The following is a 21,663-nucleotide window of genomic DNA, read 5'->3' as shown; positions in this document are numbered from 1 at the left end:
CGCCGACCAACGGTCGGTCCCGATACTTGAGGGCGAGCAGCAGATCGAGAAGTGAACTCATTGATCGAAGGAGGATATGCCATGCGAGGATCGTCAAACTATTCGCGTCGTCGCTTCCTTCATGCCGGCACGGCCGGGGTAGCGGCAACCGTCGTCGCCGCTGCAACGCCTGTTCGTGCGGCGGCGGAGACCGGCATGCAAGCGCCACCCCCGACGGCAACGGCGCCGCGGATTCTGCGCAAGCCACCGCTGCCCGAACTGCAGCGCATCGCCAAATCCTACAACCTGGATCTCAGCCGCGACGATCTGACGTCGTTCCGAAACCTCATGGATGGTGTGCTCGCGTCGTACCGTCGCCTGGACCAGTTCGCGGAGCCGACATTGGCGGTGAATTACCCGCGGGACGCGGGATTCCGTCCATCCGCCTCGGACAATCGACTCAACGCTTGGTACTGGCGGTGCTCCATCAAGGGCGCAACGTCGGGGCCTCTCGCGGGCAAGAAGATCGCCATTAAAGACAATGTGTGCGTCGCCGGCATCCCGATGATGAACGGTTCCAACGTGCTGGAGGGCTATGTGCCCGACGTGGACGCGACCATTGTGACCCGCATCCTCGATGCCGGTGGGGAGATCATCGGCAAGGCCGTGTGCGAGCATCTCTGCTTCTCGGGCGGCAGCCATACCTCCGACACCGGGCCCGTGCTCAATCCGCACGATCCAAAGCGATCGGCCGGCGGCTCCTCCAGTGGCAGCGCCGCGCTCGTCGTCGCCGGCGAGTGCGACATGGCCATCGGGGGCGACCAGGGAGGGTCGATCCGGATTCCCAGCTCTTTCTGCGGAGCGGTTGGCCACAAGCCCACCCAGGGGCTTGTGCCATACACGGGTGTCTTTCCGATCGAGCTAACGCTTGATCACACTGGGCCCATCGCCCGCACCGCCGGCGATGCCGCCCAGCTACTCGAGGTGCTTGCTGGTGCCGATGGCCTCGACCCGCGCCAACCGGCGGGACTTCGTACCGAAGCGTATACCAAGCTGCTCACGGGACACGCCCGCGGCTTGCGGATCGGTATCGTCAAGGAAGGATTTGGCTGGCCCAATTCCGAGCCCGATGTCGACGCCATGGTACGCGAGGCAGCGCAACGCCTGACCCGAGCGGGGGCAACCGTAATCGAGGTATCGATCCCCCTCCACCGCGACGGCATTCACATATGGAACGCTATCGCCGTCGAGGGCACCACGATGCTGATGGTCGCCGGCAACAGCATGGGAACCAATTGGAAAGGGCATTACACAACTTCGCTCCTGGACTTCTACGGCCGGAGCCGGCGGGTGCGCGCCAATGACCTCTCGGAGACCGTCAAGCTCGTCATCCTGCTCGGCCAGTACATGCAGGACAATTACCAGGGTCACTACTACGCCAAAGCCCAAAACCTCGCACGCGTGCTCCGCGCCGCCTATGATGAGGCGCTTGGCGGCGTCGATCTCCTGCTCATGCCGACGTTACCTTTGAAAGCTACGCTACTCCCCGCCCCGGATGCGAGCCGCGAGGACTACGTTGCGCGAGCACTCGAAATGATTTCCAACACTTGCCCGTTCGACGTTACTGGCCACCCTGCCACCACGGTTCCGGCAGGCATGTCGGCAGGGCTCCCTGTTGGCATGATGCTGATCGGACGCCACTGGGAGGACGGCACCGTGTTGCGTGCGGCTGACGCGTTCCAGGTCGTCGGATAGACGAAAGTAGCGAATTGCCGGCTAACAGTAACGCCGGCCCCAAGCTTCGGAAACAAGAGGCCCGCGAGTTATCTTGACGCGAGCCTCTGCCGCTTAGGAGTGATCCGTCGCCGACACCGCCCAGATCACCGCCACTAGCGCACGGGCACGCCGGACCGAACCTGCTGGCAGATGCCGACTTACATCTGTCCCCAGCACCAGCGGGGGGCCGATCACTCAGCGTCATCGGCTAGGCGAGCCAGCGCTTGCGCCGCTTGTAGTGCTTTACATCGCGATATGATTTTCGCTTGTCGCCGGCGACGCCGAGGTAGAACTCCTTGACGTCCTCGTTTGCGGCGAGCGCGCGCGCTTCGCCGTCCATCACCACGCGGCCATTTTCAAGGATGTAGCCGTGGCTCGCATATCTGAGCGCCATGTTGGCATTCTGTTCGGCGAGCAGAAACGATACACCTTCCTTGACGTTGAGATCTTTCACGATCTCGAAGATCTCCTCGACGATCTGCGGCGCGAGGCCCATCGACGGTTCGTCGAGCAGGATCATTTTTGGGCGCGACATCAGCGCGCGGCCGATCACGCACATCTGCTGTTCGCCGCCCGACGTATATCCGGCGGTCGAATTGCGCCGCTCTCTGAGGCGGGGAAAGTAGGCGTAGACCCGTTCAAGATCCTGCGCGATCGCCGACTTGCCGTCCTTGCGCGTAAAGGCACCGGTCCGGAGATTCTCCTCGACCGTGAGATGAGCGAAGGCGCGCCGCCCCTCCATCACCTGAATGCAGCCGCGCCGTACCAGATCGTTTGGCGAATGGGACTGCACCTCGACGCCATCGAACAGGATCGAGCCTTTGGTAACATCGCCGCGCTCCGCGTGCAGCAGGTTGGAGATCGCCTTCAGCGTGGTGGTCTTGCCGGCACCATTGGCGCCGAGAAGCGCGACAATGCCGCCTCGCGAGACCCCCAGCGATACTCCTTTCAACACGAGGATAACGTGATCGTAGACGACCTCGATATTGTTGACCGACAGAAGCGGAGCGGCGGTTTCAGTTGCCGTGGCGAAAACCCTGTCAATTGACACGCGCAGGCCTTTCCAAACAGTGGCAATCCGGGAGCCGCGCATCGGCTCCCGGAGCGATCACACGGCTCAGCTTTCTTTCGAGCACTCGCGCGGCTGGATTTTCTTATCCGCGGCATACTTCGTGGAGACTTCCCTGACGAGCGGATCGATGAGCGCTTCGTCAGCCGTGTACCAGTCAGAGATGATCTTCCAGTGCTTGCCGTCCCACTGCTGGACGCGCCCGTCGCGCGTGCCCTCGTGGTCGGAGCAGGAGATCCTGATCGGCTTCAACATTCCTTCGAAGCCGAGCTCCTTGATGCGTGCCTCGGAGAGGTTGAGGTTCTCAAGACCCCAACGGATCTGCTCGCCCGTCAGCGGCTTCTGGCCGAACTTTTCCTGCGCCTTGCGGATCCCCTCCACGCCGAGCATGGCATTGACGATGCCACGGTTGTAGAGGACTTCGCCGACCTTGCCCGGCTCCGTCGAACCCTTGCCTTTCGCGTAGACGTATTTCTCTATGTCGGCATGGACGGGAAACTTGCCCGCGCCATGCTGAAGCATCAGCGACTTGTAGCCTATGGCCTGATCGCCCGCGGGCGTCACGTCCGGCTCTGCGCCGGACCACCAGACACCGATCATCTTCTCGCGCGGATAGGCAACGGCCGCCGCTTCCTTGACTGCCGTGCTGTTCATGACACCCCAGCCCCAGACCAGGACATAGTCCGGCCGGTTCTGCCGGATCGCCAGCCATTGCGACTTCTGTTCGACGCCGGGGTGCGTGACCGGGATCGGCGTGAAATCAAAGCCGTACTTCTGCGCCAGTACCTGCAGCATCGGGATCGGCTCCTTGCCATAGGGGCTGTCGTGGTACAGCAGCGAAATCTTCTTGCCTTTCAGCTTGTCGAAGCCGCCGAGTTCCTTGGCGACGTGCTGGATCGCGATATCCGCCGCGGACCAGTAAGTGCCGAGCATTGGAAAATTATAGGCGAACACCGCACCATTCTTGGAATCGGCACGGCCGTAGCCCATCGTGATGATCGGGATTTTATCGGCCGCGGTCTTCTCGGTGAGGGCGAAGGTGATGCCGGTCGACAGAGGATTGATGAAGGCCGCCCCGGTTGGACCCTTGCTCTTGAGACGCTCGTAACACTCTACGCCCTTGTCGGTCGCGTAACCCGTCTCGCATTCTTCAACCAGGATCTTGACGCCGTTGATGCCGCCGTCACGCTCATTGATCAGGTTGTAATAGTCCACAACACCGTTTGCGTAAGGAGCGCCATTCACGGCGTACGGTCCGGTCCGGTAGGAGAGAATTGGGATGAACTGCTCGTTTTGCGCTGCGGCCGGTGCGCTAACCGACGCGCCAGACAGGACGGCCGCCACTATCAGTACATTGCGTGCAATGCTTGCCATTTCGATATACTCCTCCTTTTGAGTCCCCTCTTCTTGAGTCCGGGGGTTTTTTTCTTCCTCCTCTTCCAACGGCCGCCATCCCGCGTTGCGATCGAGGCGCGATCGCTTCTTCAATAGGGAAACGGCCAAAGTCTGAGCTTCTCCTTGGCGATCGATATCAGCCGGGCGAAGCCATGGGGTTCTTTTATGAGAAGATAGCAGATCAGCGACCCGAAGATGATGAATTCGAGATGAGCGATCGTTTCCGTCGACAGCGGCACGCCGAGCTCAGTTGGAACCACATTCAGCATGATCGGCACGATGAGGATGAAGGCCGCCCCGACGAACGAACCCATGATCGATCCGAGTCCGCCGATGATGACCATGAACAGAAGTTCCAGCGAACGGTCGATCGAGAACGCAAGCGGCTCCCATGAGCCAAGGTAGACGAACGCCCAGAGTGCGCCCGCCACGCCGATGATGAATGAAGAGACCGCGAAGGCCGTGAGCTTTGCATACAGCGGCCGGATACCTATCAGTTCGGCGGCGATGTCCATGTCGCGGATCGCCATCCATTGTCTGCCAAGATTGCCGCGAACGAGATTCTTCGCCAAAACCGCTATCACGGTCACGAAGAGCAGGCACAGCAGGTAGCGCTCAACCGGCGTCCGAACGACCAGACCGAAGAATTCCAGCTCCGGCGCATTGACCGATCCCGACGGGGCGTAGTTGGTGAACCACGGGATCCGCAGGAACGCCCAATCGAAGAAGAACTGCGCGGCGAGCGTTGCTACCGCCAGGTAGAGGCCCTTGATCCGCAGACTGGGAATGCCGAACAGGATTCCGACCCCCGCCGCGATGAGCCCGCCAAGCAGAATGGATGCCAGCACGGGCAACGGTGGGATCGAGATCGCGAAGCCGAGCCAGGCAAGCGGGATGTGAACGCCGGTTGCCAGCTTGTAGGCGGCATAGGCGCCAATGGCCATGAATGCGCCGCTGCCCAGCGAGATTTGGCCGCAATACCCGACGAGAATGTTCGTGCCGATGGCGGCGAGCGCCAGGATGAGGAAGGGCAGCAAGATGGCCCACAGCAGATAGTCGCTGTGGAACGGCCAGATATGGAGCGTCGCCAACAGCGGCACGCCAATGAACGCGAGACCAAGCAAGATCGCCAGCGCAATTCGGTCCTGACGGATCGGGAAGATCGCCATGTCCTCTGCGTAGGTCGTCTTGAACTGTCCAGCCTCGCGATAAAGCACAACAAATTCCTCATCTCAGACGCGTTCGATGATCCGCTCGCCGAATAGCCCTTGCGGCCGCATGAGCAGCACCGCCAACGCCAGCACGTAGGCAAACCAATATTCGATGCCGCCGCCGATGGACGGCCCCAAATACACCTCGGCAATCTTCTCACCCGCCCCGACGATGAGCCCGCCGACGATGGCTCCCGGAATGGAGGTGAGGCCCCCGATGATCAGAACCGGCAGAGCCTTCAGCGCGAGGAAGGTGATGGAGAACTGCACGCCGAGCTTGGTACCCCACACGGTCGCCGCGACCAGCGCAACGAGACCGGCAACGAGCCAGACCACGAACCAGATCCAACTGATCGGGATCCCGACTGAATGCGCGGCCAAATGGTCGTCGGCCACGGCCCTGAGTGCGCGACCGGTCTTGGTGCGCTGGAAGAAGATCGCGAGACCGGCGACCAGGATGCCGGCAATCAACGCGCCCCAGACATCCAGCTTGTTGATCAGAATTCCACCCGGGAAGAGATCCTCGAGCACAAACCAGGCGTCCGTCGGGAACAGTCGCAACGGGTAGACATCCGACCCGAAGATCATCTCCGACGCACCCTCGATGACGAATGTCACGCCGATCGTGGACATGAACAGCGTGAGCCCGTCCTGGTTGACAAGAGGTCCGATCACGAACCGCTCGATCAGCCAGGCCGTTGCCGCCATGATCCCTGCGGCAAAGCCGATGCCGAGGACGATCGCCGCCCAAAGCGGAAAGCCGTTGGCAACCAGGAGATCCAGGGTGCGAACCAGCGCCAGCCCTGCAAGCAACACCATTGCGCCCTGGGCAAAATTGAACACACCGGATGCCTTGAAGATCAGCACAAAGCCAAGCGCGACCAGCGAATAGAGCACGCCGGACATCAACCCGCCGATCAGAACTTCGAGAAATTGGCCCAATGCGATCACGGGCGCTCCTCAGTGTGCAACGCCAAGATAGGCGTCGATGACGGCTTGGCTGTTCTTGACCTCGTTGGGCGTGCCGTCGGCGATCTTGACGCCGTGATCGAGCACCGCAACGCGATCCGAGAGATCCATGACCACGGCCATGTCGTGTTCGATCAGCGCGATCGTCGTGCCGTATTGGTCGTTCAGGCCGACGATGAACCGCGACATGTCCTCCTTTTCCTCAAGATTCATTCCTGCCATCGGCTCATCGAGGAGAAGGAGGTCAGGCTCCATCGCGAGAGCGCGACCAAGTTCGACGCGTTTCTGCAAGCCGTAGGGCAAACGTCCAACCGGTACCTTGCGGATCGCTTCGATCTCCAGGAAGTCGATGATCTCCTCGACCCGGTGCCGATGCTCAAGTTCCTCTGCCTGCGCAGGGCCGTAACGCAGCATTTGCCAGAACAGGCCCCGACGTACCTTTAGGGTGCGGCCGGCCATGATGTTGTCGAGCGTGCTCATTCCCTTGAACAGGGCGACATTTTGAAAGGTGCGCGCGATGCCGCCGCGGGCCGCCTCGAAGGGCTGCATCCTGGTCCGGGTGCGTCCCTTGAAAGTGATGGCGCCACGATCGGGATGATAGAAACCGTTGACGACGTTGAGCATCGAGGTCTTGCCGGCGCCGTTGGGGCCGATGATGGCTCGAATTTCACCCTTTCTGACGTTGAACGAAACGTCCCTCAGTGCCCTGACGCCGCCGAAGGCAAGGGCCACGCCCTCGACCTGCAACAGGATTTCGTTTGTGTCCGGCGCTCTCATGCGGCCTTCCCCAGAGACTCCGCCGCGCCAGTGGCCTGCATGTCGCGAATCTTGACCCGCGCCGCGATCGCACCCTTGCGGCCGTCCTCAAAGGTGACTTCAGTGGAAATGTCGGCCTCAGGCGAGCCGTCGTAGAGCGCCGAGAGCAGCGGTGCATAGCGTTCGGCGACGAACCGGCGGCGCACCTTCTGCGTGCGGGTCAACTCGCCATCATCGGCATCGAGTTCCTTGTGCAAGATCAGGAAGCGGCGAATCTGGGCGCCCGCAAGCACCTTTTCCCTGACGAGAGAGCAGTTCACCTCTGCAACGTCTTTCGCGACCATGTCGTAGACCAGCGGATGCCCGGCAAGCTCCTGATAGGATCCGTACGCGACGTTGTTGCGTTCCGCCCAATTCGCAACGGCGACCGGGTCGATATTGAGCATGGCGCAAACGAACTCCCTTGAGTCGCCGAACGTGATCGCCTCCTTGATATTGGGAAAGAACTTCAGTTTGTTCTCAAGGTACTTCGGCGCGAACATCGTACCGTCGGCCAGCCGACCGACGTCCTTCGCGCGATCGATGATCTTTAAATGTCCGGTCTTCTCGTCGAAGAAGCCCGCATCGCCGGTCTTGACGTAACCGTCGGACGTCATCGCTTCATCGGTCTTTGCCTGATCCTTGAAATAGCCGATGAACATGCCGGGTGAGCGAAACTGCACTTCGCCCGATTCCGCGATGCGGATGTCGACGTTCGGCGCCGCCGGACCAACCGTATCGGAGTAGATCTCACCATCAGCCTGACAGGTCACGTAAAGGAACGCTTCGGTCTGACCGTAGAGTTGCTTCAGATTTAGTCCGATCGCGCGATAGAACGCGAACAGATCCGGTCCGATGGCCTCGCCAGCGGTATAGGCGACGCGCACCCGAGACAGGCCGAGAACGTTCTTGAGAGGCTCGTAGACCAGCAAGCGCCCGAGCGCATAGCGCAACCGGCCTGACAGCGGCGCCGGCTTTCCGGTCAAAACCTGCTCGCCATACCGACGTGCAACGTCGATGAAGTAGTTGAACATTCGCCGCTTGATCGGCGTTGCATCCTCCATGCGGATCATCAGCCGCGTCAGCATGGCCTCGAAACCGCGTGGCGGGGCAAAGTAAAAGGTTGGTCCGATCTCACGTCGATCCTGCTCGACCGTGTCTGCGCTCTCGGGACACGCCGTGCAGAATCCGGCGACAAGGCCTTGCACATAGTTGAGGTAATGATCGCCGACCCAGGCCAGCGGCAGATAGGCAAGCACCACGTCATCGTGCGTTAGTCCGTCGAACCTCGTGGTATCGGTTGCGGCGTCAATGCAGCCCCGTGTCGACAGCATGACGCCCTTCGACGCGCCGGTCGTTCCCGAAGTGTAGAGGACGACCGCGATGTCCGAACCGTTGCCCGTTCGAACGAATTCATCAATCCGTTCACCTAGCGCGGCATCAGCCGCAAGCGCCGCACGGCCGTCCTCGATGACATCGGCGATGGCGATCGATTGGCTGTGATCGTACCGATCAAGGCCGCGCGACTCGTCATAGACAATCTTGTCGAGTTGCGGCAGTCGATCGGACACCGACAAGACCTTGTCGACCTGCTCCTGATCTTGCGCTGCGACAAACTTCGTCTCGGCGTGAGCGAGCACAAAAGCAAGCTCGTCGGCCACGGCATCCGCGTAAACCGGAACAGGAACGGCGCGCAGCGCCTGCGCTGCCATCATGGTCCAGTAAAGCTTCGGCCGATTGGACCCGACTACGGCGATCGTGTCGCCCGCTCGCAAGCCAAGCCGATGCAAGCCCGCGGCATAGCTACGCACAATCTCGGCAACTTGAGCCCATGTCCAGCTCTGCCAGATGCCGAGATCCTTGTGGCGAAACGCCGGACGCGTGCCAAACTGCGCGGCGTTTCGCAGCAGCAATTTGGGGAACGTGTCAAACGATCCGCCACCGGCCATGTCGGTCTCGATCCCAAAAACCGGCGCGTTGGTTCGCTCCTGTTATGGTGATGCCTGCCCTTTTTGGGCAACAGCCATGCGAGTGCCGCATGATCCGAGATTACAATGAATCGGAAAGCCGACAAGTACCAGATTGGGTATGATCCTATTCTTCGCGGCAGCACATGCGAAGGTATGAACGTGCCGGCTACCACTCCTGGAGGGTGAATCTGACAAACCAAGACAGTCCAAACAACCTTGCAGCGCTACCCCCTCCCGAACATCCATAGATTGCCCTCATGAAGAAAATCGGATTCCTCTCCTTCGGACACTGGACGCCCTCGCCACAGTCGCAGACCCGCTCGGCTGCAGACACGCTGCTGCAATCGATCGAGCTCGCTGTGGCAGCGGAAGAGCTCGGCGCGGACGGCGCCTATTTCCGTGTCCATCATTTCGCGCGCCAGCTTGCCTCGCCATTTCCGCTGCTCGCCGCCGTCGGCGCGAGGACCAGCCGCATCGAGATCGGGACGGCCGTGATCGACATGCGCTACGAGAACCCGCTCTACATGGTGGAGGATGCCGGCAGCGCCGATCTCATCGCCGGCGGCCGGCTGCAGCTCGGCATCAGCCGCGGCTCCCCCGAGCAGGTGATCGATGGCTGGCGCTATTTCGGCTACCGGCCGGCCGACGGCCAGAGCGACGCCGACATGGGCCGGCGCCACGCGGAAGTCTTTCTCGACCTCCTGCGCGGCGAAGGATTTGCAGAGCCCAATCCGCAGCCGATGTTTCCAAATCCGCCGGGACTGCTGCGGCTCGAACCGCATTCGCAAGGCCTGCGCGAGCGGATCTGGTGGGGTGCGGGCTCGAACGCCACTGCCGTCTGGGCGGCCAAGCTCGGCATGAACCTGCAGAGCTCGACGCTGAAGAACGACGAGACCGGCGAAGCCTTCCATGTGCAGCAGGCCGCCCAGATCCGCGCTTATCGTGCCGCCTGGAAGGAAGCCGGCCATGCCCGCGAGCCGCGGGTCTCGGTCAGCCGCAGCATCTTCGCGCTGGTCGACGATCGCGATCGCGCCTATTTCGGCGGCGGGCGCGAAGAGGAAGATCAGATCGGTTTCATCGATCCGCGCACGCGGGCAATCTTCGGCCGCAGTTATGCCGCCGAGCCCGATGTGCTCGTCGAGCAGCTACGCAAGGACGAGGCCATCGCCGAGGCCGACACCTTGCTCTTGACCGTGCCCAACCAGCTCGGCGTCGCCTACTGCGCGCATGCGATCGAAGCGATTCTGACGCATGTCGCGCCGGCGCTTGGGTGGCGGTGAGGCGGTCGTTGAGCCTGTGCTGCAGCGGAGGCAAGATCAGTGCAATGGCGCACCGCGACCGATGAAGGTGGGCAATACGGCTTCGCCGCGACGCCATGATGAACTATCCGGGAAGGCGAAGATCCTTCGCTGCAGCAGGATCGCAATCAGGATTTGATTTCGATCGGACCGGTTAGACGCATAAGCCCGCCTTTTGCCGGCGTCACCGCGGTGTGTGCCATGCCTGACGTGAAATCGAGCACGTGAACGATCGTGCTTCCGATGTGTTCCTGCCACGAGAGCATGACGAGCCCATCGCGAATGACGGTTGCCTCATATTCAACCGTATCGGCGAAGCCGATGTCATCGCCCGGCACTGTTTCCACGGTTAGCTCGCGTTCAGAGTGGAAAGTGATCCGCGGCGTGAATTTTGGGAACTTGATCTCGAGCACTTGGCCGGCGCGAAGCAGAAGTACGGCTGACGAGTTCATCTCACGGCTCCCGCTCTACGGCCATCCATAGCTTGGCATTCATGGCTTGGAGTTGGTGCGTCGCACGCGAATGTCCAGGCGACGGCATGTCCGCGGTTGGGCGGGTGAAGAATGTGCGCGGTTAGGACAGATCGACCTAAGCAACCGGCTCAAGAGCGACCCACATTTTGCTCGAGGAAGTGCGCCACCCTCGGGAGATCCAGCCACTATCGCTTCGTCTTGTGAAGGACCACCCTGCCCTGTGAAGAAACACCACCCCACCTTGCGGACCAATTGACTTCCGAGGCTTCGGTGCCTTTCTGGTCCCAAGGCCCCTGCAGCGCAAACAGGGCGCCTTGGGGATCGGCGCATCGCACGATCCAGCAGCCATCGGGCAAGGCGATCGGACCCTGGAGGACCCGGCCTCCGCCAGCATTGACGCGCTCGGCGGCCGCGCCGATGTCGTCGACATTGAAGTAGTAGAGCCAACAGGGCTGCGACACGCTCGGAAGCTTGGTGAGCATGCCGCCGATCGTCTGCCCGGCCGCCGAAAACACTTCATAAAGGTCTGCCGGATCGGCTTCAGCGGAGGCCCTCTGCCAGCCGAGAAGCTCGCCGTAAAACGGGAAGATCCTGGTCCGGTCTTCAGCCAGCAGCTCGTGCCAGCCCACGCGCCCGGGCTCGTCCAAGCCGCCGGGTTGCCGCTCGCCATATGTCAGTCCGGTGACAAGCGCAAACGTCGCTCCTTGCGGATCGGCGGCCACTGAAATTCGGCCGATATTGCTATCGGTCGGTGATACCAGGATGGCGCCCCCAAGACGGCGGATCTGCGCGGCCTTCGCATCCATGTCATCGACGGCGACGTAGCCGATCCATCTCGGCGTTGCGCCCATTCGCAGCCCCTCTTCGGGAAGCTCCATGAGCCCAACGACCGGAGCGCCGCCTGCGTTGAGCAGCGTGTAGGCCAGCTCCGGGCTAGACGCATCCGTCGCGGCCCAGCCGACGACCTTGCCATAAAAGGCCGCCGCTGCCGGCATGTCCGTCGTCAGCAGCTCATACCAGGCGAAGCGTCCGAGTTGATCGACCAAGCTCGTTTCCCCATTCAAGCGGGCAGACCATTGCGCACCGCATCAAATCGCATCCGTTGCAATCCGCTCACGCGCGCGGATCCTCGGTGCAGTTGATGAAATTGCGGCGACATCGTTCATGAAGATGAATGCAATCTGAACGAGCTTCATTACATTTCGTGTATCCGTGAATCTTGCCTGCCCTGGTCGCCCGGCGTAGGATCATCTTCTCAGAGATCCTTCTTCCAACTGGAGGATGCGGCCATGCAGCGGGCGAAGCAAGCTTCGAAAAAGAGGCGAGTGACCAAAGCGGCGGTACCGGCGCTGGGAGTAGCCGGCCTGACTTTTTCGCTGGCTGGAAGCGCAGCGGCGTCGGCCGTGCCGACCGGCGACGTGCAGCAAAGGCCGAACTTCGCGCCCGGCCACATGACTACGCTCAGTGAGGAAGAACTCGCCGACGTCAGTCTCGCCACCTTCCATCTCAATCTCATCGACAATGGCAGCGTCGCTGGCAGCGTGCTGCTCGCGCGCGGATGCGGTGGTTGCCATGGCTGCGGAGGCGCCAGAGGTTGCGGAGGCTGCAGAGGCTGCGGCGGATGCAGGGCGTGCAGAGGTTGCCGCTGCGGCTTCGGCTGCGGTGGATGCGGCGGCTGTGGCGTTGGTTGGATAGGCATAGGCGTGCCCTGGGTTTCCTGCGCAGGGTGCTGTGCATCGTGGGGCCGCTGCCGCTGGTGCTAACGCCTGCTGACTGTGTGTCGACACGTCGCGATTTCATTGGCCGGGCCACGAACGCCCCGGCCATTTTTTTTGCTTTCGTTGCAACGTTCGCCGGGCCTGGCCGGTCGGCTTGCCGATGGCGAGCGAGTGTGATCCAACTTCTTCGAAGAATGCCGGTGGTCGAGCTCGGCGTACAAGTCGGGCGGGACCAATGGTTCGCCCCGTGCCGGCAATCGGACGTGACAGCAATAGGATCAGCGTGCTGACCCGATGACAGTCAATGGCAAGAGCCGCGCAGCGAGGCAGACCCGCAAGGGCATTTTGCGATTCGCACCGAACTTCACCGCCTATCTCATTCCTCCCGATGCGGTCTGTCTCTACTCCGAGAACCGCAAGTTCTTCCTGCACGGCGATCTCTATTGCGCGGTGGCCACGGCGATCGGAAAAAATGGCAAAGAAGCGCCAGAGATCGTTCGCCAGCTCTCGAAGAATTTTCCCGCCGACAAGATCGAGGAAGCGATCAGGCGGCTGCTCGAGCGCCGATACGTCGTAACGGTAACAGGAGCATCGCGCGCATTCGATGGCACCGTTGATGGATATTGGGCGAGCCTCGGCCTGCCTGCCGAGATCGCGGAACAGAATCTCCGCGATTGCCCCGTGCGGGTGGAATCGATCGATGTCAAGGGTGCCAAAGAACTTGCCGCGGCCTTGAGCAAGCTCGGCGTTCAAATCACCAAGCGGTCACCCAAACTCACGATCACGCTGGTGAACGACTATCTCGACCGGCGGCTCGCCGAGGTGAACGGGGAGCGCGTGGGCGATGCGGCGCCCTGGCTGCTGGTCCAGCCGTCCGGCGTGTTTCCGTTGGTGGGGCCTGTGTTCAAGCCGGGCGAGAGCGCCTGCTGGACCTGCCTGTTCGATCGCATGATACGCAATCGGGAGATCAAGGGATTTCTCGACCGCGGACCGGCGCAAGCGGTCGCCGTATCGCCCCTGGTCAGCGACACAGTGGGACAGATCGCCATCCACTTCGCTGCTGTTGAAATCGCCAAAGCGATCGCCTCGGGATTTCGCACCGATCTGCGCGACCACATCGCGAGCCTGGACCTGACCGGGGCGGTCATCGCCAAGCACTACGTCGCGAAACGCCCGCAGTGTCCGACCTGCGGAGCCAAGAGGCTGCAGAATCCGCGCCGGGCGGCGGCACCGATCGAAATTGCGGAGGGCAGAAAGCTCGTCATGACGAGCGGCGGGTACCGCACCGTGACGTCACGAGCCACCGTAGCGCGGTTCCGCAAACACGTGAGTCCGTTGACCGGCGTCGTTTCGCGGCTCGAGCGGATCGAGGCCGATCTGCCGATGAACACCAATTTTTTTGCGTACCATAACTTCTCCGCGCCGGCCTGGAACGTCGACCAGCTCAGATCCGGACTGAGCGGCGGCAGCTTCGGCAAGGGTTCCACAGCCGAGCAGGGCGAGGCCAGCGCGCTGATGGAGGCGATCGAACGCTATTCGGGCATTTTCCAGGGTGACGAGATCAGGACGAAGCGCCGCTTTGCCGATTTCGCTCCCGGTGATGCTCTTCTTCCCAACGACATCCAGTTTTTCAGCGACGCGCAGTTTCAAAACAGGTATGCCCCGCAGCCGGACGATTCACATCCGGTTCCTGAGCCGTTCGATCCATCGACTAGGACCGAGTGGTCGCCGGTCTGGTCGTTTCGCGACAAGCGTTTCAAATATCTTCCGACTGGCCTGTTGTACTTCTTCTATGGCGGCTTCCATACTGATTCCAACGGATGCGCGGCCGGCAACACCCGCGAGGAAGCCATCGTTCAAGGCTTCCTCGAACTGGTCGAACGCGATGCCTACGCCATCTGGTGGTACAACCAGCTGCAGCGTGCCGAAGTCGACCTCACGCAATTCGACGATTCCTATGTGCGGGATCTGCAGGCCCAGCTTGCCGATGCAGGGCGCAGGCTTTGGGTGCTCGACATCACCAGCGATCTCGGCATTCCCTCTTACGTGGCGATCACGCACTGGATGCAGAACGGACACGAAAATATCGAGTTCGGTTCCGGCTCGCACTTCGATCGCCGCATAGCCCTCTTGCGGTCCCTCACCGAGCTGACCCAGTTCATGTCGATTGGCATGATGGGCGGCGGAAGTGGCGAGAAGCCGACGCTCGACGGCGTCACGCCGCTGCGACTGGACGATTATCCGTTCTTGATCCCCAGCGACAATCCGATTGTCCCGCCGGCACCGAGCCTGAAGGTTCACGACAATACGCGCGACCAGGTCAATGCCTGCATCGAGATCGCCACCGACGCGGGCTATGATTTCCTCGTGCTCGACCAGACGCGGCCCGACGTCGAGGTCCCCGTGGTCAGGGTGCTCGTTCCGGGCTTGCGGCATTTCTATCGCCGCTTCGCGCCCGGCCGGCTTTACGATGTACCGGTGAAGCTCGGATTATTGGATCGCCCGCGGCTGGAAAGCGAACTCACGCCGTTCCTTCCGCACACCTGAAGGTTGGCCTCGTTGCGCAACTTCCGGAAAAAGCCGGCCAGGAAGATCGCGCCCGTCATCTCCGCCCGTCTGAACGGTCGTTTTTCCCTTCACCTGCAGGCGGACGGAAGCCTCGCCGCTGCCTTGGGCGGCTATTCGATCAATCTGGGACAATTCAGCACGGCGGCGATCGCCCGTGCCGGACAGCTCGCCACTGGCCTGCCGCTCGTCTCCTTTGCCGGCAAGGGCGCCCTCGCGAAGCAGGTTCATGCCCTGGTGCAGCGACTGGCGCGGCACGGACTTGTCGAATACCGCCTATCCTCTCCGCGCGACGAACAGGATCTCGTGGTCATCGAGCCGCAGGTCGCCGAATACTGGCCGCAACCCGCAAAGCTGGGGAACGGTGATACCATCGTGTTGTCGCGCTTCGCCTATCTGCGCCGGCGCGGCAACGAGATGGTGCTGGAATCACCGCGCGCCGGCGCGCTGTTTCGGATCTGCGATCCCGCCATCGCGGCCACCCTCGCGGCCCTGTCGCGGCCTTGGAAGATCAGCACGCTTCGCCGCCACGCGGCCTCGTTGAACCTCAATCTGCTCGGATTGCTGCTTCATTGCCAGATGCTGATCAAGCTCACTGCGAAAGACGGCGACGGCCTTCGGGAGAATGAAGGCGACGGCAATCTCGTTCTCTGGGATTTCCATGATCTCGTGTTTCACACGCGGAGCACGGAGGGCCGGCATGCCAATCCAGTCGGCGGCTCGTTCACCTATGCGGGCGTCGTTCCACCGCTGCCAGCGGTGCGTCCGCCCTGGCCCGGCAAGCAGATCGACCTCGGCAAATTCTTCACGAAGCCAGCCTCGCCCCTCGCGAAGCTGCTGCGCGAACGCCATTCAATACGGGATTTCGACGACCAGCATCCGGTCACGCTCGCCGAGCTCGCGCAATTTCTCGGCACGACAGCCCGCGTGCTGTCGGAATGGAAGATCCGCGCGGACTTTGACCGCGGTCCGGAGGTCACCTACAGCGCAAGACCCTATCCGTCGGCAGGCAGCGCGTATGAGCTTGAATTGTACCTGGCGGTTTCGAACTGCGAGGGGCTTGCACGTGGGCTCTACCACTACGACGCGGGCAGCCACGCGCTGGTCGCGATCGACGTCTCCGCAGCGCAGCTCCAGGCGCTCTCGATGGCGGCCGAATTTGCCATGGACGCATCCGGTCCGCCGCAGGTCCTGATCACGATCGCCGCGCGCTTTGGGCGGATCTCCTGGAAATACAGCTCAATCGCATATTCGCTGATCCTGAAGGATGTCGGCAATTTGATCCAGACGTTCTACCTGGCGGCGACCGAGATGGGCCTTGGTGGCTGCGCCATTGGCACCGGCAACATCGATCTGTTTGCAAGAATGACGGGGCTCGAATTCCACGTCGAAGGCCCGGTCGGTCAATTCGCGCTCGGACGCGGCAAGAAACCGGCAATCCCGAGCTAGACTAGAGGGCGACATCTTTCGAATGTCTACGGCCGTGTGAGTCTCGGGCGCGATGCCGCGTGAGGTTGCGGGAGTTCGGCTCCTTTACATCGGCGGCATTAACCCGTTTTGGCCAACCGCGATCGACTTCGCGACCAGTGTGCTGCCGTTCCCTTCGCTCGCGAGGGCAAAGACCTTGGCGCCCGACGTCAAATCAGAGCGTTGCCCAGGCGTGAATCGTACCACGGGTGCATCCGACGGAACCGATATCTGCGTCTGCTTTCCGTCGTTGTATGACAGTGTCAGCTTCTTGCTCCCGTCCTTTCCGCTGCTGAGGCCAACCGTTCCGTTCGTCATCGTGCCCTGAACGGGTGCCGCCGGTTCTGACAAGCTTCTGCCCACCGTGCCATTCGTCATGGTACCTTGGACCGCTGGTGCGCCCGGTGCCGTGCTTGCCGCATGCCGATCGGCATTGGCGACGGCAGCAGGTACGCTCCATGCATAATGGCCTTCACCAGTGCCGCGCATTGAAGCGGGAAATATGACGACCTCTAGCGCTTCGAGACCGTCTTCTGGTCCTGTAGCGCCGACCCCGACAAAATCTCCCTGCTTGATATCGGACAGGTGGGCCGGAACGACCATCTTGTACTGCGTTTGGGAATCCAGCATCAGCTCTAGCGGCTTCCCGTCATATGACCTGACATTTAGCGTGTTACCGCTCAGCGATTGAATTTCCCCGCGAATGCGTGCCGGTTGCTCGGCCGCGACCGCGGCGGCCACCACTCCAATAATGGCTGCGCCGGCGAGCGGTGCCGCTGAGAGACTGCTCATTCTGCTCATTGTTCGGTCCTTTGGTTTACTCTTCGCTCGCCGTCGCTGTCCGAATTTCCGCGGATGTCAACTAGCGTCAGCCGCAAACCCAGATCCGGCGCCACCTCCAGCCAACCGGGGTCCAGACGTGTCTCACGCGGAAGCATCCGTTGTCTCCGATCGCCGCGAACGCGAAGCGGTGCCTGAAGAAGCGGTGACGGAATGCGAAGTCATCACGGTCTCGAAACGCGAAGCGATTTCGGAATGCGAATCGGTCATCACGAGCTCGAAACGCGGAGCGACTTCGGAAGGCGAATCGGTCGTCACGGTCTCGGAACGCGGTGTTGAACTGCGGATGGACCCTGCCACCGGTGACGCCGGGCCCCGTCGCTCCGCTCATCCCGCTCCTTGCCGGAGCTGCTGTCCCGCCGACAGGAGCCCCAGCGGCGTGGCCGCCACCTGCAGCACCGGCGCTAGGTGCTCCGCCCATGCCACCCCTCATTTGCGCCGAAGCATGAGGGCCAGCAAGTGCTGCAGCGCCCAGCATTGCCATCAGAGCAAGCATATTCCTGGTCAAGCGTTGCATCGCGTTACTCCTTCTTCCTCGTCTGCCTTCGCCTGGCTCTCTGCTAGGCCCGCGAGGGACGGTGGTCGAAGGTCGAACGCAGGTCACCAATCACGCGTTCCCAACGATGATTGCCCACGCCAATTACAAATGAGCCAATTTCTGAAATAGGAGTTAGGTTTCGATTTCCAGTTCGCGCCCGCGCAATATCCGGGCCCGCGGCCGACGCGCTGGGCACGGACGCCGTAAGATTTGCGCCGCGCCTTGCCTTCATTCGGAACCTCGATTCGGCGCGCGCGTTCGATCATTGGTTATCGCTTCGTCGATGGGCGTCGAACAGAGGCGGTTCTGTAAGTTCCCAATCTGCCGATAGACCGCGTGCAGCGACTTTTAGCGACGTATCGAACGGACCACAGCGCAGTCGATGGCTTGCGCCACGCGCAGACAGAGTTCTGATCGCACCCTGCGCCAGGGACTGACACTTTATCATCGTGCGTCGCCCATTTTTCGCGACGACAGGGATAAGTGATGGCCGACTTGAAAGATACAAAGGAGACACAGCTTCTCTATCGTCAATCGGTCTGGACGCGCGTGACTCATTGGGTATGGGCCGTGACGCTGTTTTTCATGGTGACGAGCGGGCTGCAGATCTTCAACGCACATCCGATCCTCTATCTTGGGCGACAGTCAGGCTTCGGCGACAAGCAATATCTGGGTCCGCAGGCAGGATACGGCAGCAAGCAATTCGACAATACGGTCCTCGACATTCATGCGGAAATGCACGACGGCAGGATCGTCGGCGTAACAAGCATTTTGGGTCATGACTTCGATACCACCGGACTATTGGGCAAGAGCGGATCGAAGGACCAGCCGGTCTACCAGGCCTTCCCCGAGTGGGCGACGATCCCCTCCTACTACGACCTCGCGACCGGGCGGGTGATCCATTTCTTTTTCGCCTGGATCCTCGTCCCGACGTGGTTTGTCTGGTTGTTCGCCAGCCTGATCAACGGTCATTTCTGGCACGACATCGTCCCCAGGCTGCGCGATTTTCGGCTTCTGCCACGCGACATCGTCAGCCATCTGCGCCTCAAATTTCCGCACCGGCGCTCCTACAACGTCTTACAGAAGCTCAGCTACGCCGTGATTCTCATCCTCGTCATCCCGGGCATGATCGCCACCGGCCTCACGATGTCGCCCGGTGTCGATTTGGCCTGGCCCTGGCTGCTCGACGTTTTCGGCGGCCGCCAGACGGCGCGTCTGCTGCATTTCTGCGGCATGCTGGTCATCGTCCTATTCTTCGTCGTTCACATCATCATGGTGATCGCCGCAGGACCGATCAACGAGATGCGCTCGATGATCACGGGCTGGTATCGCAGCGACCAGCCCGAGCCGACCAGCGGGGAAGCTTGATATGAGCAAGATCAAGATCATGTCCAACCGCCGCCGGTTTCTTGGCCAGCTCGGCGCTGGTGCGTCGTTGGTGACGCTCGGCGGCTGTGATGCTTTCGACGGCGTGCTCGGACTTGGCCATCCTGCGCTCGGCTTTCTGCGAAAGGCGAACGCTCTTACCATGGGAGCGCAACGCGCGATTCAAGGACCGGCGACGATGGCGCGCGAATATCCACCCAGCGCCATCCGGCAAGACCAGCGCCCGAACGGCTCGACCGATCCGCAGACTGACGATTATCTCGCCGTCCAGAAAGACGATTTCGCCGGCTACCGGCTGCAAGTCACGGGGCTTGTCGACAAGCCGTTGTCGCTCAGCCTCAACGAATTGCGGCAAATGCCGTCGCGCACCCAGATCACACGGCACGATTGCGTCGAGGGTTGGAGCTGCATCGCCCAATGGACGGGCGTGCAGCTATCGCGCGTCCTCGACCGGGCGGGGATCAAGCCGGCCGCGCGCTACGTCGTCTTCCACTGCTATGATTCGATGGACGACACGCTCGGCGACGACTCGACTCTTTACTACGAGAGCATCGATCTCATCAGTGCCTATCATCCGCAGACGATCCTCGCCTACGGACTTAACGGGCAGACGCTGCCGATTGCCAACGGCGCGCCATTGCGTGTACGCATCGAGCAGCAGCTCGGCTACAAGATGGCTAAGTACATCCGAGCAATCGAAATCGTCGACAGCTTCGCCAAGATCGCCGGCGGCAACGGTGGCTATTGGGAAGACCGAGGTTACGATTGGTATGCAGGCTCGTAAGCTGGTCGCGCTCTTTGGCCGCTACATCCGATCGCGGCACTGGCCTGCGTTGCTGCGCGTCACCGGAAGGCGTATAATTCCATTGGTGCAGAACGATCAATATCCCGTGGAGGTGGCCATGAAATATGTGCTGCTTGGCAATCTGAACCCGGAGTGGGCGGGTAAGCAGGCGGATAGGGTCGGCAAGGCCAAGGCAAAGCTCGACAAGCTGGGCATCAAGATCGAGTCGATCCACTACACGCAGGGCTACTACGATTTCGTCGACGTCGTCGATGCCCCGAACCCGGAGGCGATGCTCGCGTTCTCCGTCTGGTATGCGACCCACGGTCTAGGGCGGATTCAAACTATGCCGGCCTTCGACGCAAAGGCCTTCGAAACGGCGATCAAACACGCTGCGGGCTAAGTGTCGCGTGAAGGCTCACCGCTTTTGCGCCAACCAAGCGTGCGACCTCGCTCGCGTGAGCGGGGTGCTTCGGTTCGCGCTCCGAGGCATTCCCGCCGGACGACTGCTCAATCAAGCAACACTTCATTGGTGCCGAGTGGCGCGCGCGCCGACGCAAACCACTCTTTTCGGGCGGCAGCCCTGCGGCAGGCGCGCTCCGTGATCGGCAGGTTCAGAAGGCCGACCAGATCGCGCATCTCTTGTTGAGCCAACCGGTGTGACTGACCTGGTCTGGCGCCGAAGGTCGCTTCGTCCAGCGCATCGAGGGCAGTGAGGCCGGAGGGAAAAAGCTGGCGATACACGCTTCGCTCGGCACAGCCTCGGATATCTCTGAGCCCCAGCCTTATACCGAGTTCGGCAATGTTGGGATGCAGCAGCCGGCCCCGCGCTGAGCGATTACGGAGGACGACCCAATCGGTCTGGCATTGGTCGAACTCGCGCCGATGCCTGCGAGCTTCGCACACCATCTCGGCGTAGTGGCCGATCCCCGTCACCTCGTGCGTGATGGGGTCGACCGAGGCCAGCGTGCCGAAATCAAGAAAGCTATCAGTTACGGGCGTCACGAGCGTATCGGCCACCAAGTGTGCAAGGCGCATCAGATAAGTATCCGTCGAGGGGGTGTCGATCACGACGAGATCGACGGACTTTTTGATGTCGGAAACAGCCGCCTGAAAGGCGACGAGTTCCTCGACTTCGTTGTCCTCGAGGTTCGCGCCCTCGGCGCGCCGGACCAGGCGATGCGGCGGCAGTTCTAGTTCGATCCGCCGATGCCAGGCCCAGATGCGCCGGTTTTCGATGTAGCGCGTCAGAGCTCCCTGATTACTATCGAGATCGATCGTCCCGACCCGGTGGCCCTCTTTGAGGAGTGCGACGGCCAGATGCATGGCTATCGTCGTCTTCCCTGAGCCACCCTTCTCGTTGCCGATGACGATGACATATGGCGATCCCGCCCCTGCGATTGGTGTCGCGTGCAGCATCGCTGGGCCTG

At 61.5% G+C, this 21,663-nt stretch carries 18 protein-coding genes; 7 read left to right on the top strand and 11 right to left on the bottom strand.

The genetic code is table 11. From position 1 onward, the window contains the following. Positions 1-195: 195 nt before the first annotated feature. Positions 196-1,734 (top strand): amidase, encoded by a 1,539-nt coding sequence (locus tag MTR72_RS06385; protein WP_280970823.1) that lies wholly within the window; start codon positions 196-198, stop codon positions 1,732-1,734. Between the two features lie 229 nt (positions 1,735-1,963). Here MTR72_RS06385 and MTR72_RS06380 read toward each other — a convergent pair whose 3' ends face one another. The 6 genes from MTR72_RS06380 to MTR72_RS06355 all read right to left on the bottom strand — a co-directional run bounded on the left by MTR72_RS06380 (position 1,964) and on the right by MTR72_RS06355 (position 9,143). Further along, positions 1,964-2,806 carry an ABC transporter ATP-binding protein gene (locus MTR72_RS06380; protein ID WP_280968005.1) on the bottom strand — a complete coding sequence of 281 codons (843 nt, stop codon included), beginning with the start codon at positions 2,804-2,806 and terminating at the stop codon, positions 1,964-1,966. A gap of 66 nt (positions 2,807-2,872) precedes the next feature. Further along, positions 2,873-4,327, bottom strand: coding sequence for an ABC transporter substrate-binding protein (locus MTR72_RS06375; protein WP_445819560.1), 1,455 nt, complete (start codon positions 4,325-4,327; stop codon positions 2,873-2,875). Beyond that, positions 4,309-5,436, bottom strand: a complete 1,128-nt coding sequence (locus MTR72_RS06370; protein WP_280968004.1) for a branched-chain amino acid ABC transporter permease — start codon at positions 5,434-5,436, stop codon at positions 4,309-4,311. Before MTR72_RS06370 ends, MTR72_RS06375 begins: the two co-directional genes overlap by 19 nt. A gap of 15 nt (positions 5,437-5,451) precedes the next feature. Then, positions 5,452-6,381: a branched-chain amino acid ABC transporter permease gene (locus MTR72_RS06365; RefSeq protein ID WP_280971317.1), complete on the bottom strand. Its 930-nt coding sequence runs from the start codon at positions 6,379-6,381 to the stop codon at positions 5,452-5,454. A 9-nt stretch (positions 6,382-6,390) separates the two neighbouring features. Beyond that, a complete protein-coding gene (locus MTR72_RS06360; protein WP_280968003.1) occupies positions 6,391-7,176 on the bottom strand; it encodes an ABC transporter ATP-binding protein in 786 nt (261 codons plus the stop codon). Then, complete coding sequence (locus MTR72_RS06355; RefSeq protein WP_280968002.1) at positions 7,173-9,143, bottom strand: AMP-binding protein; 1,971 nt, start codon at positions 9,141-9,143, stop codon at positions 7,173-7,175. The genes MTR72_RS06360 and MTR72_RS06355 overlap by 4 nt, the downstream gene beginning before the upstream one ends. A 278-nt stretch (positions 9,144-9,421) precedes the next feature. Here MTR72_RS06355 and MTR72_RS06350 point away from each other — a divergent pair, with 278 nt between their 5' ends. Continuing rightward, positions 9,422-10,444 carry an LLM class flavin-dependent oxidoreductase gene (locus tag MTR72_RS06350; protein ID WP_341510238.1) on the top strand — a complete coding sequence of 341 codons (1,023 nt, stop codon included), beginning with the start codon at positions 9,422-9,424 and terminating at the stop codon, positions 10,442-10,444. Positions 10,445-10,590: 146 nt separating this feature from the next. Here MTR72_RS06350 and MTR72_RS06345 read toward each other — a convergent pair whose 3' ends face one another. The 3 genes from MTR72_RS06345 to MTR72_RS06335 form a co-directional block, all read right to left on the bottom strand. Continuing rightward, the gene (locus MTR72_RS06345) at positions 10,591-10,914 is read right to left on the bottom strand and encodes a MoaF-related domain-containing protein (protein ID WP_280968000.1); all 324 of its coding nucleotides are present in this window, start codon (positions 10,912-10,914) and stop codon (positions 10,591-10,593) included. A 206-nt stretch (positions 10,915-11,120) separates the two neighbouring features. Continuing rightward, positions 11,121-11,981 (bottom strand): VOC family protein, encoded by an 861-nt coding sequence (locus MTR72_RS06340; protein ID WP_341510237.1) that lies wholly within the window; start codon positions 11,979-11,981, stop codon positions 11,121-11,123. Positions 11,982-12,182: 201 nt separating this feature from the next. Continuing rightward, positions 12,183-12,509 (bottom strand): hypothetical protein, encoded by a 327-nt coding sequence (locus tag MTR72_RS06335; protein ID WP_280967998.1) that lies wholly within the window; start codon positions 12,507-12,509, stop codon positions 12,183-12,185. Between the two features lie 438 nt (positions 12,510-12,947). Here MTR72_RS06335 and MTR72_RS06330 point away from each other — a divergent pair, with 438 nt between their 5' ends. Then, positions 12,948-15,200, top strand: coding sequence for a TOMM precursor leader peptide-binding protein (locus MTR72_RS06330; protein WP_280967997.1), 2,253 nt, complete (start codon positions 12,948-12,950; stop codon positions 15,198-15,200). Between the two features lie 93 nt (positions 15,201-15,293). After that, on the top strand, positions 15,294-16,667 hold the full coding sequence (locus MTR72_RS06325) for a SagB/ThcOx family dehydrogenase (protein ID WP_341510317.1): 1,374 nt from the start codon (positions 15,294-15,296) through the stop codon (positions 16,665-16,667). An 84-nt stretch (positions 16,668-16,751) separates the two neighbouring features. On the opposite strand, the gene MTR72_RS06320 is transcribed toward MTR72_RS06325, so the two are convergent. Further along, positions 16,752-17,486, bottom strand: a complete 735-nt coding sequence (locus tag MTR72_RS06320) for a metal ABC transporter permease (protein ID WP_280967996.1) — start codon at positions 17,484-17,486, stop codon at positions 16,752-16,754. 1,063 nt (positions 17,487-18,549) lie between these two features. Here MTR72_RS06320 and MTR72_RS06315 point away from each other — a divergent pair. From MTR72_RS06315 to MTR72_RS06305, 3 genes are read left to right on the top strand one after another with little or no spacing between them, the layout of a single operon-like run. After that, complete coding sequence (locus MTR72_RS06315) at positions 18,550-19,431, top strand: cytochrome b/b6 domain-containing protein (protein ID WP_341510236.1); 882 nt, start codon at positions 18,550-18,552, stop codon at positions 19,429-19,431. Position 19,432: 1 nt separating this feature from the next. Next, positions 19,433-20,233 carry a molybdopterin-binding protein gene (locus MTR72_RS06310; RefSeq protein WP_280967994.1) on the top strand — a complete coding sequence of 267 codons (801 nt, stop codon included), beginning with the start codon at positions 19,433-19,435 and terminating at the stop codon, positions 20,231-20,233. Continuing rightward, positions 20,187-20,636 (top strand): GYD domain-containing protein, encoded by a 450-nt coding sequence (locus MTR72_RS06305; RefSeq protein WP_280967993.1) that lies wholly within the window; start codon positions 20,187-20,189, stop codon positions 20,634-20,636. The genes MTR72_RS06310 and MTR72_RS06305 overlap by 47 nt, the downstream gene beginning before the upstream one ends. Positions 20,637-20,743: 107 nt before the next feature. On the opposite strand, the gene MTR72_RS06300 is transcribed toward MTR72_RS06305, so the two are convergent. Further along, complete coding sequence (locus MTR72_RS06300) at positions 20,744-21,652, bottom strand: division plane positioning ATPase MipZ (RefSeq protein WP_280967992.1); 909 nt, start codon at positions 21,650-21,652, stop codon at positions 20,744-20,746. Positions 21,653-21,663: the final 11 nt, after the last annotated feature.

Origin of the sequence: Bradyrhizobium sp. ISRA442, assembly GCF_038085055.1 — a bacterium.
Taxonomy (GTDB): domain Bacteria; phylum Pseudomonadota; class Alphaproteobacteria; order Rhizobiales; family Xanthobacteraceae; genus Bradyrhizobium.
This window is presented reverse-complemented; position numbering and strand designations above follow the sequence as displayed.

Coding starts and splice junctions, on each gene's coding strand:
- MTR72_RS06330 (WP_280967997.1), top strand. CDS start 12,948: ATGACAGTCAATGGCAAGAGCCGCGCAGCGAGGCAGACCCGCAAGGGC.
- MTR72_RS06385 (WP_280970823.1), top strand. CDS start 196: ATGCAAGCGCCACCCCCGACGGCAACGGCGCCGCGGATTCTGCGCAAG.
- MTR72_RS06355 (WP_280968002.1), bottom strand. CDS start 9,143: ATGGCCGGTGGCGGATCGTTTGACACGTTCCCCAAATTGCTGCTGCGA.
- MTR72_RS06360 (WP_280968003.1), bottom strand. CDS start 7,176: ATGAGAGCGCCGGACACAAACGAAATCCTGTTGCAGGTCGAGGGCGTG.
- MTR72_RS06300 (WP_280967992.1), bottom strand. CDS start 21,652: ATGCTGCACGCGACACCAATCGCAGGGGCGGGATCGCCATATGTCATC.
- MTR72_RS06315 (WP_341510236.1), top strand. CDS start 18,550: ATGGCCGACTTGAAAGATACAAAGGAGACACAGCTTCTCTATCGTCAA.
- MTR72_RS06335 (WP_280967998.1), bottom strand. CDS start 12,509: ATGGCAACCACCGCATCCGCGCGCGAGCAGCACGCTGCCAGCGACGCT.
- MTR72_RS06345 (WP_280968000.1), bottom strand. CDS start 10,914: ATGAACTCGTCAGCCGTACTTCTGCTTCGCGCCGGCCAAGTGCTCGAG.
- MTR72_RS06310 (WP_280967994.1), top strand. CDS start 19,433: ATGAGCAAGATCAAGATCATGTCCAACCGCCGCCGGTTTCTTGGCCAG.
- MTR72_RS06320 (WP_280967996.1), bottom strand. CDS start 17,486: ATGAGCAGAATGAGCAGTCTCTCAGCGGCACCGCTCGCCGGCGCAGCC.
- MTR72_RS06350 (WP_341510238.1), top strand. CDS start 9,422: ATGAAGAAAATCGGATTCCTCTCCTTCGGACACTGGACGCCCTCGCCA.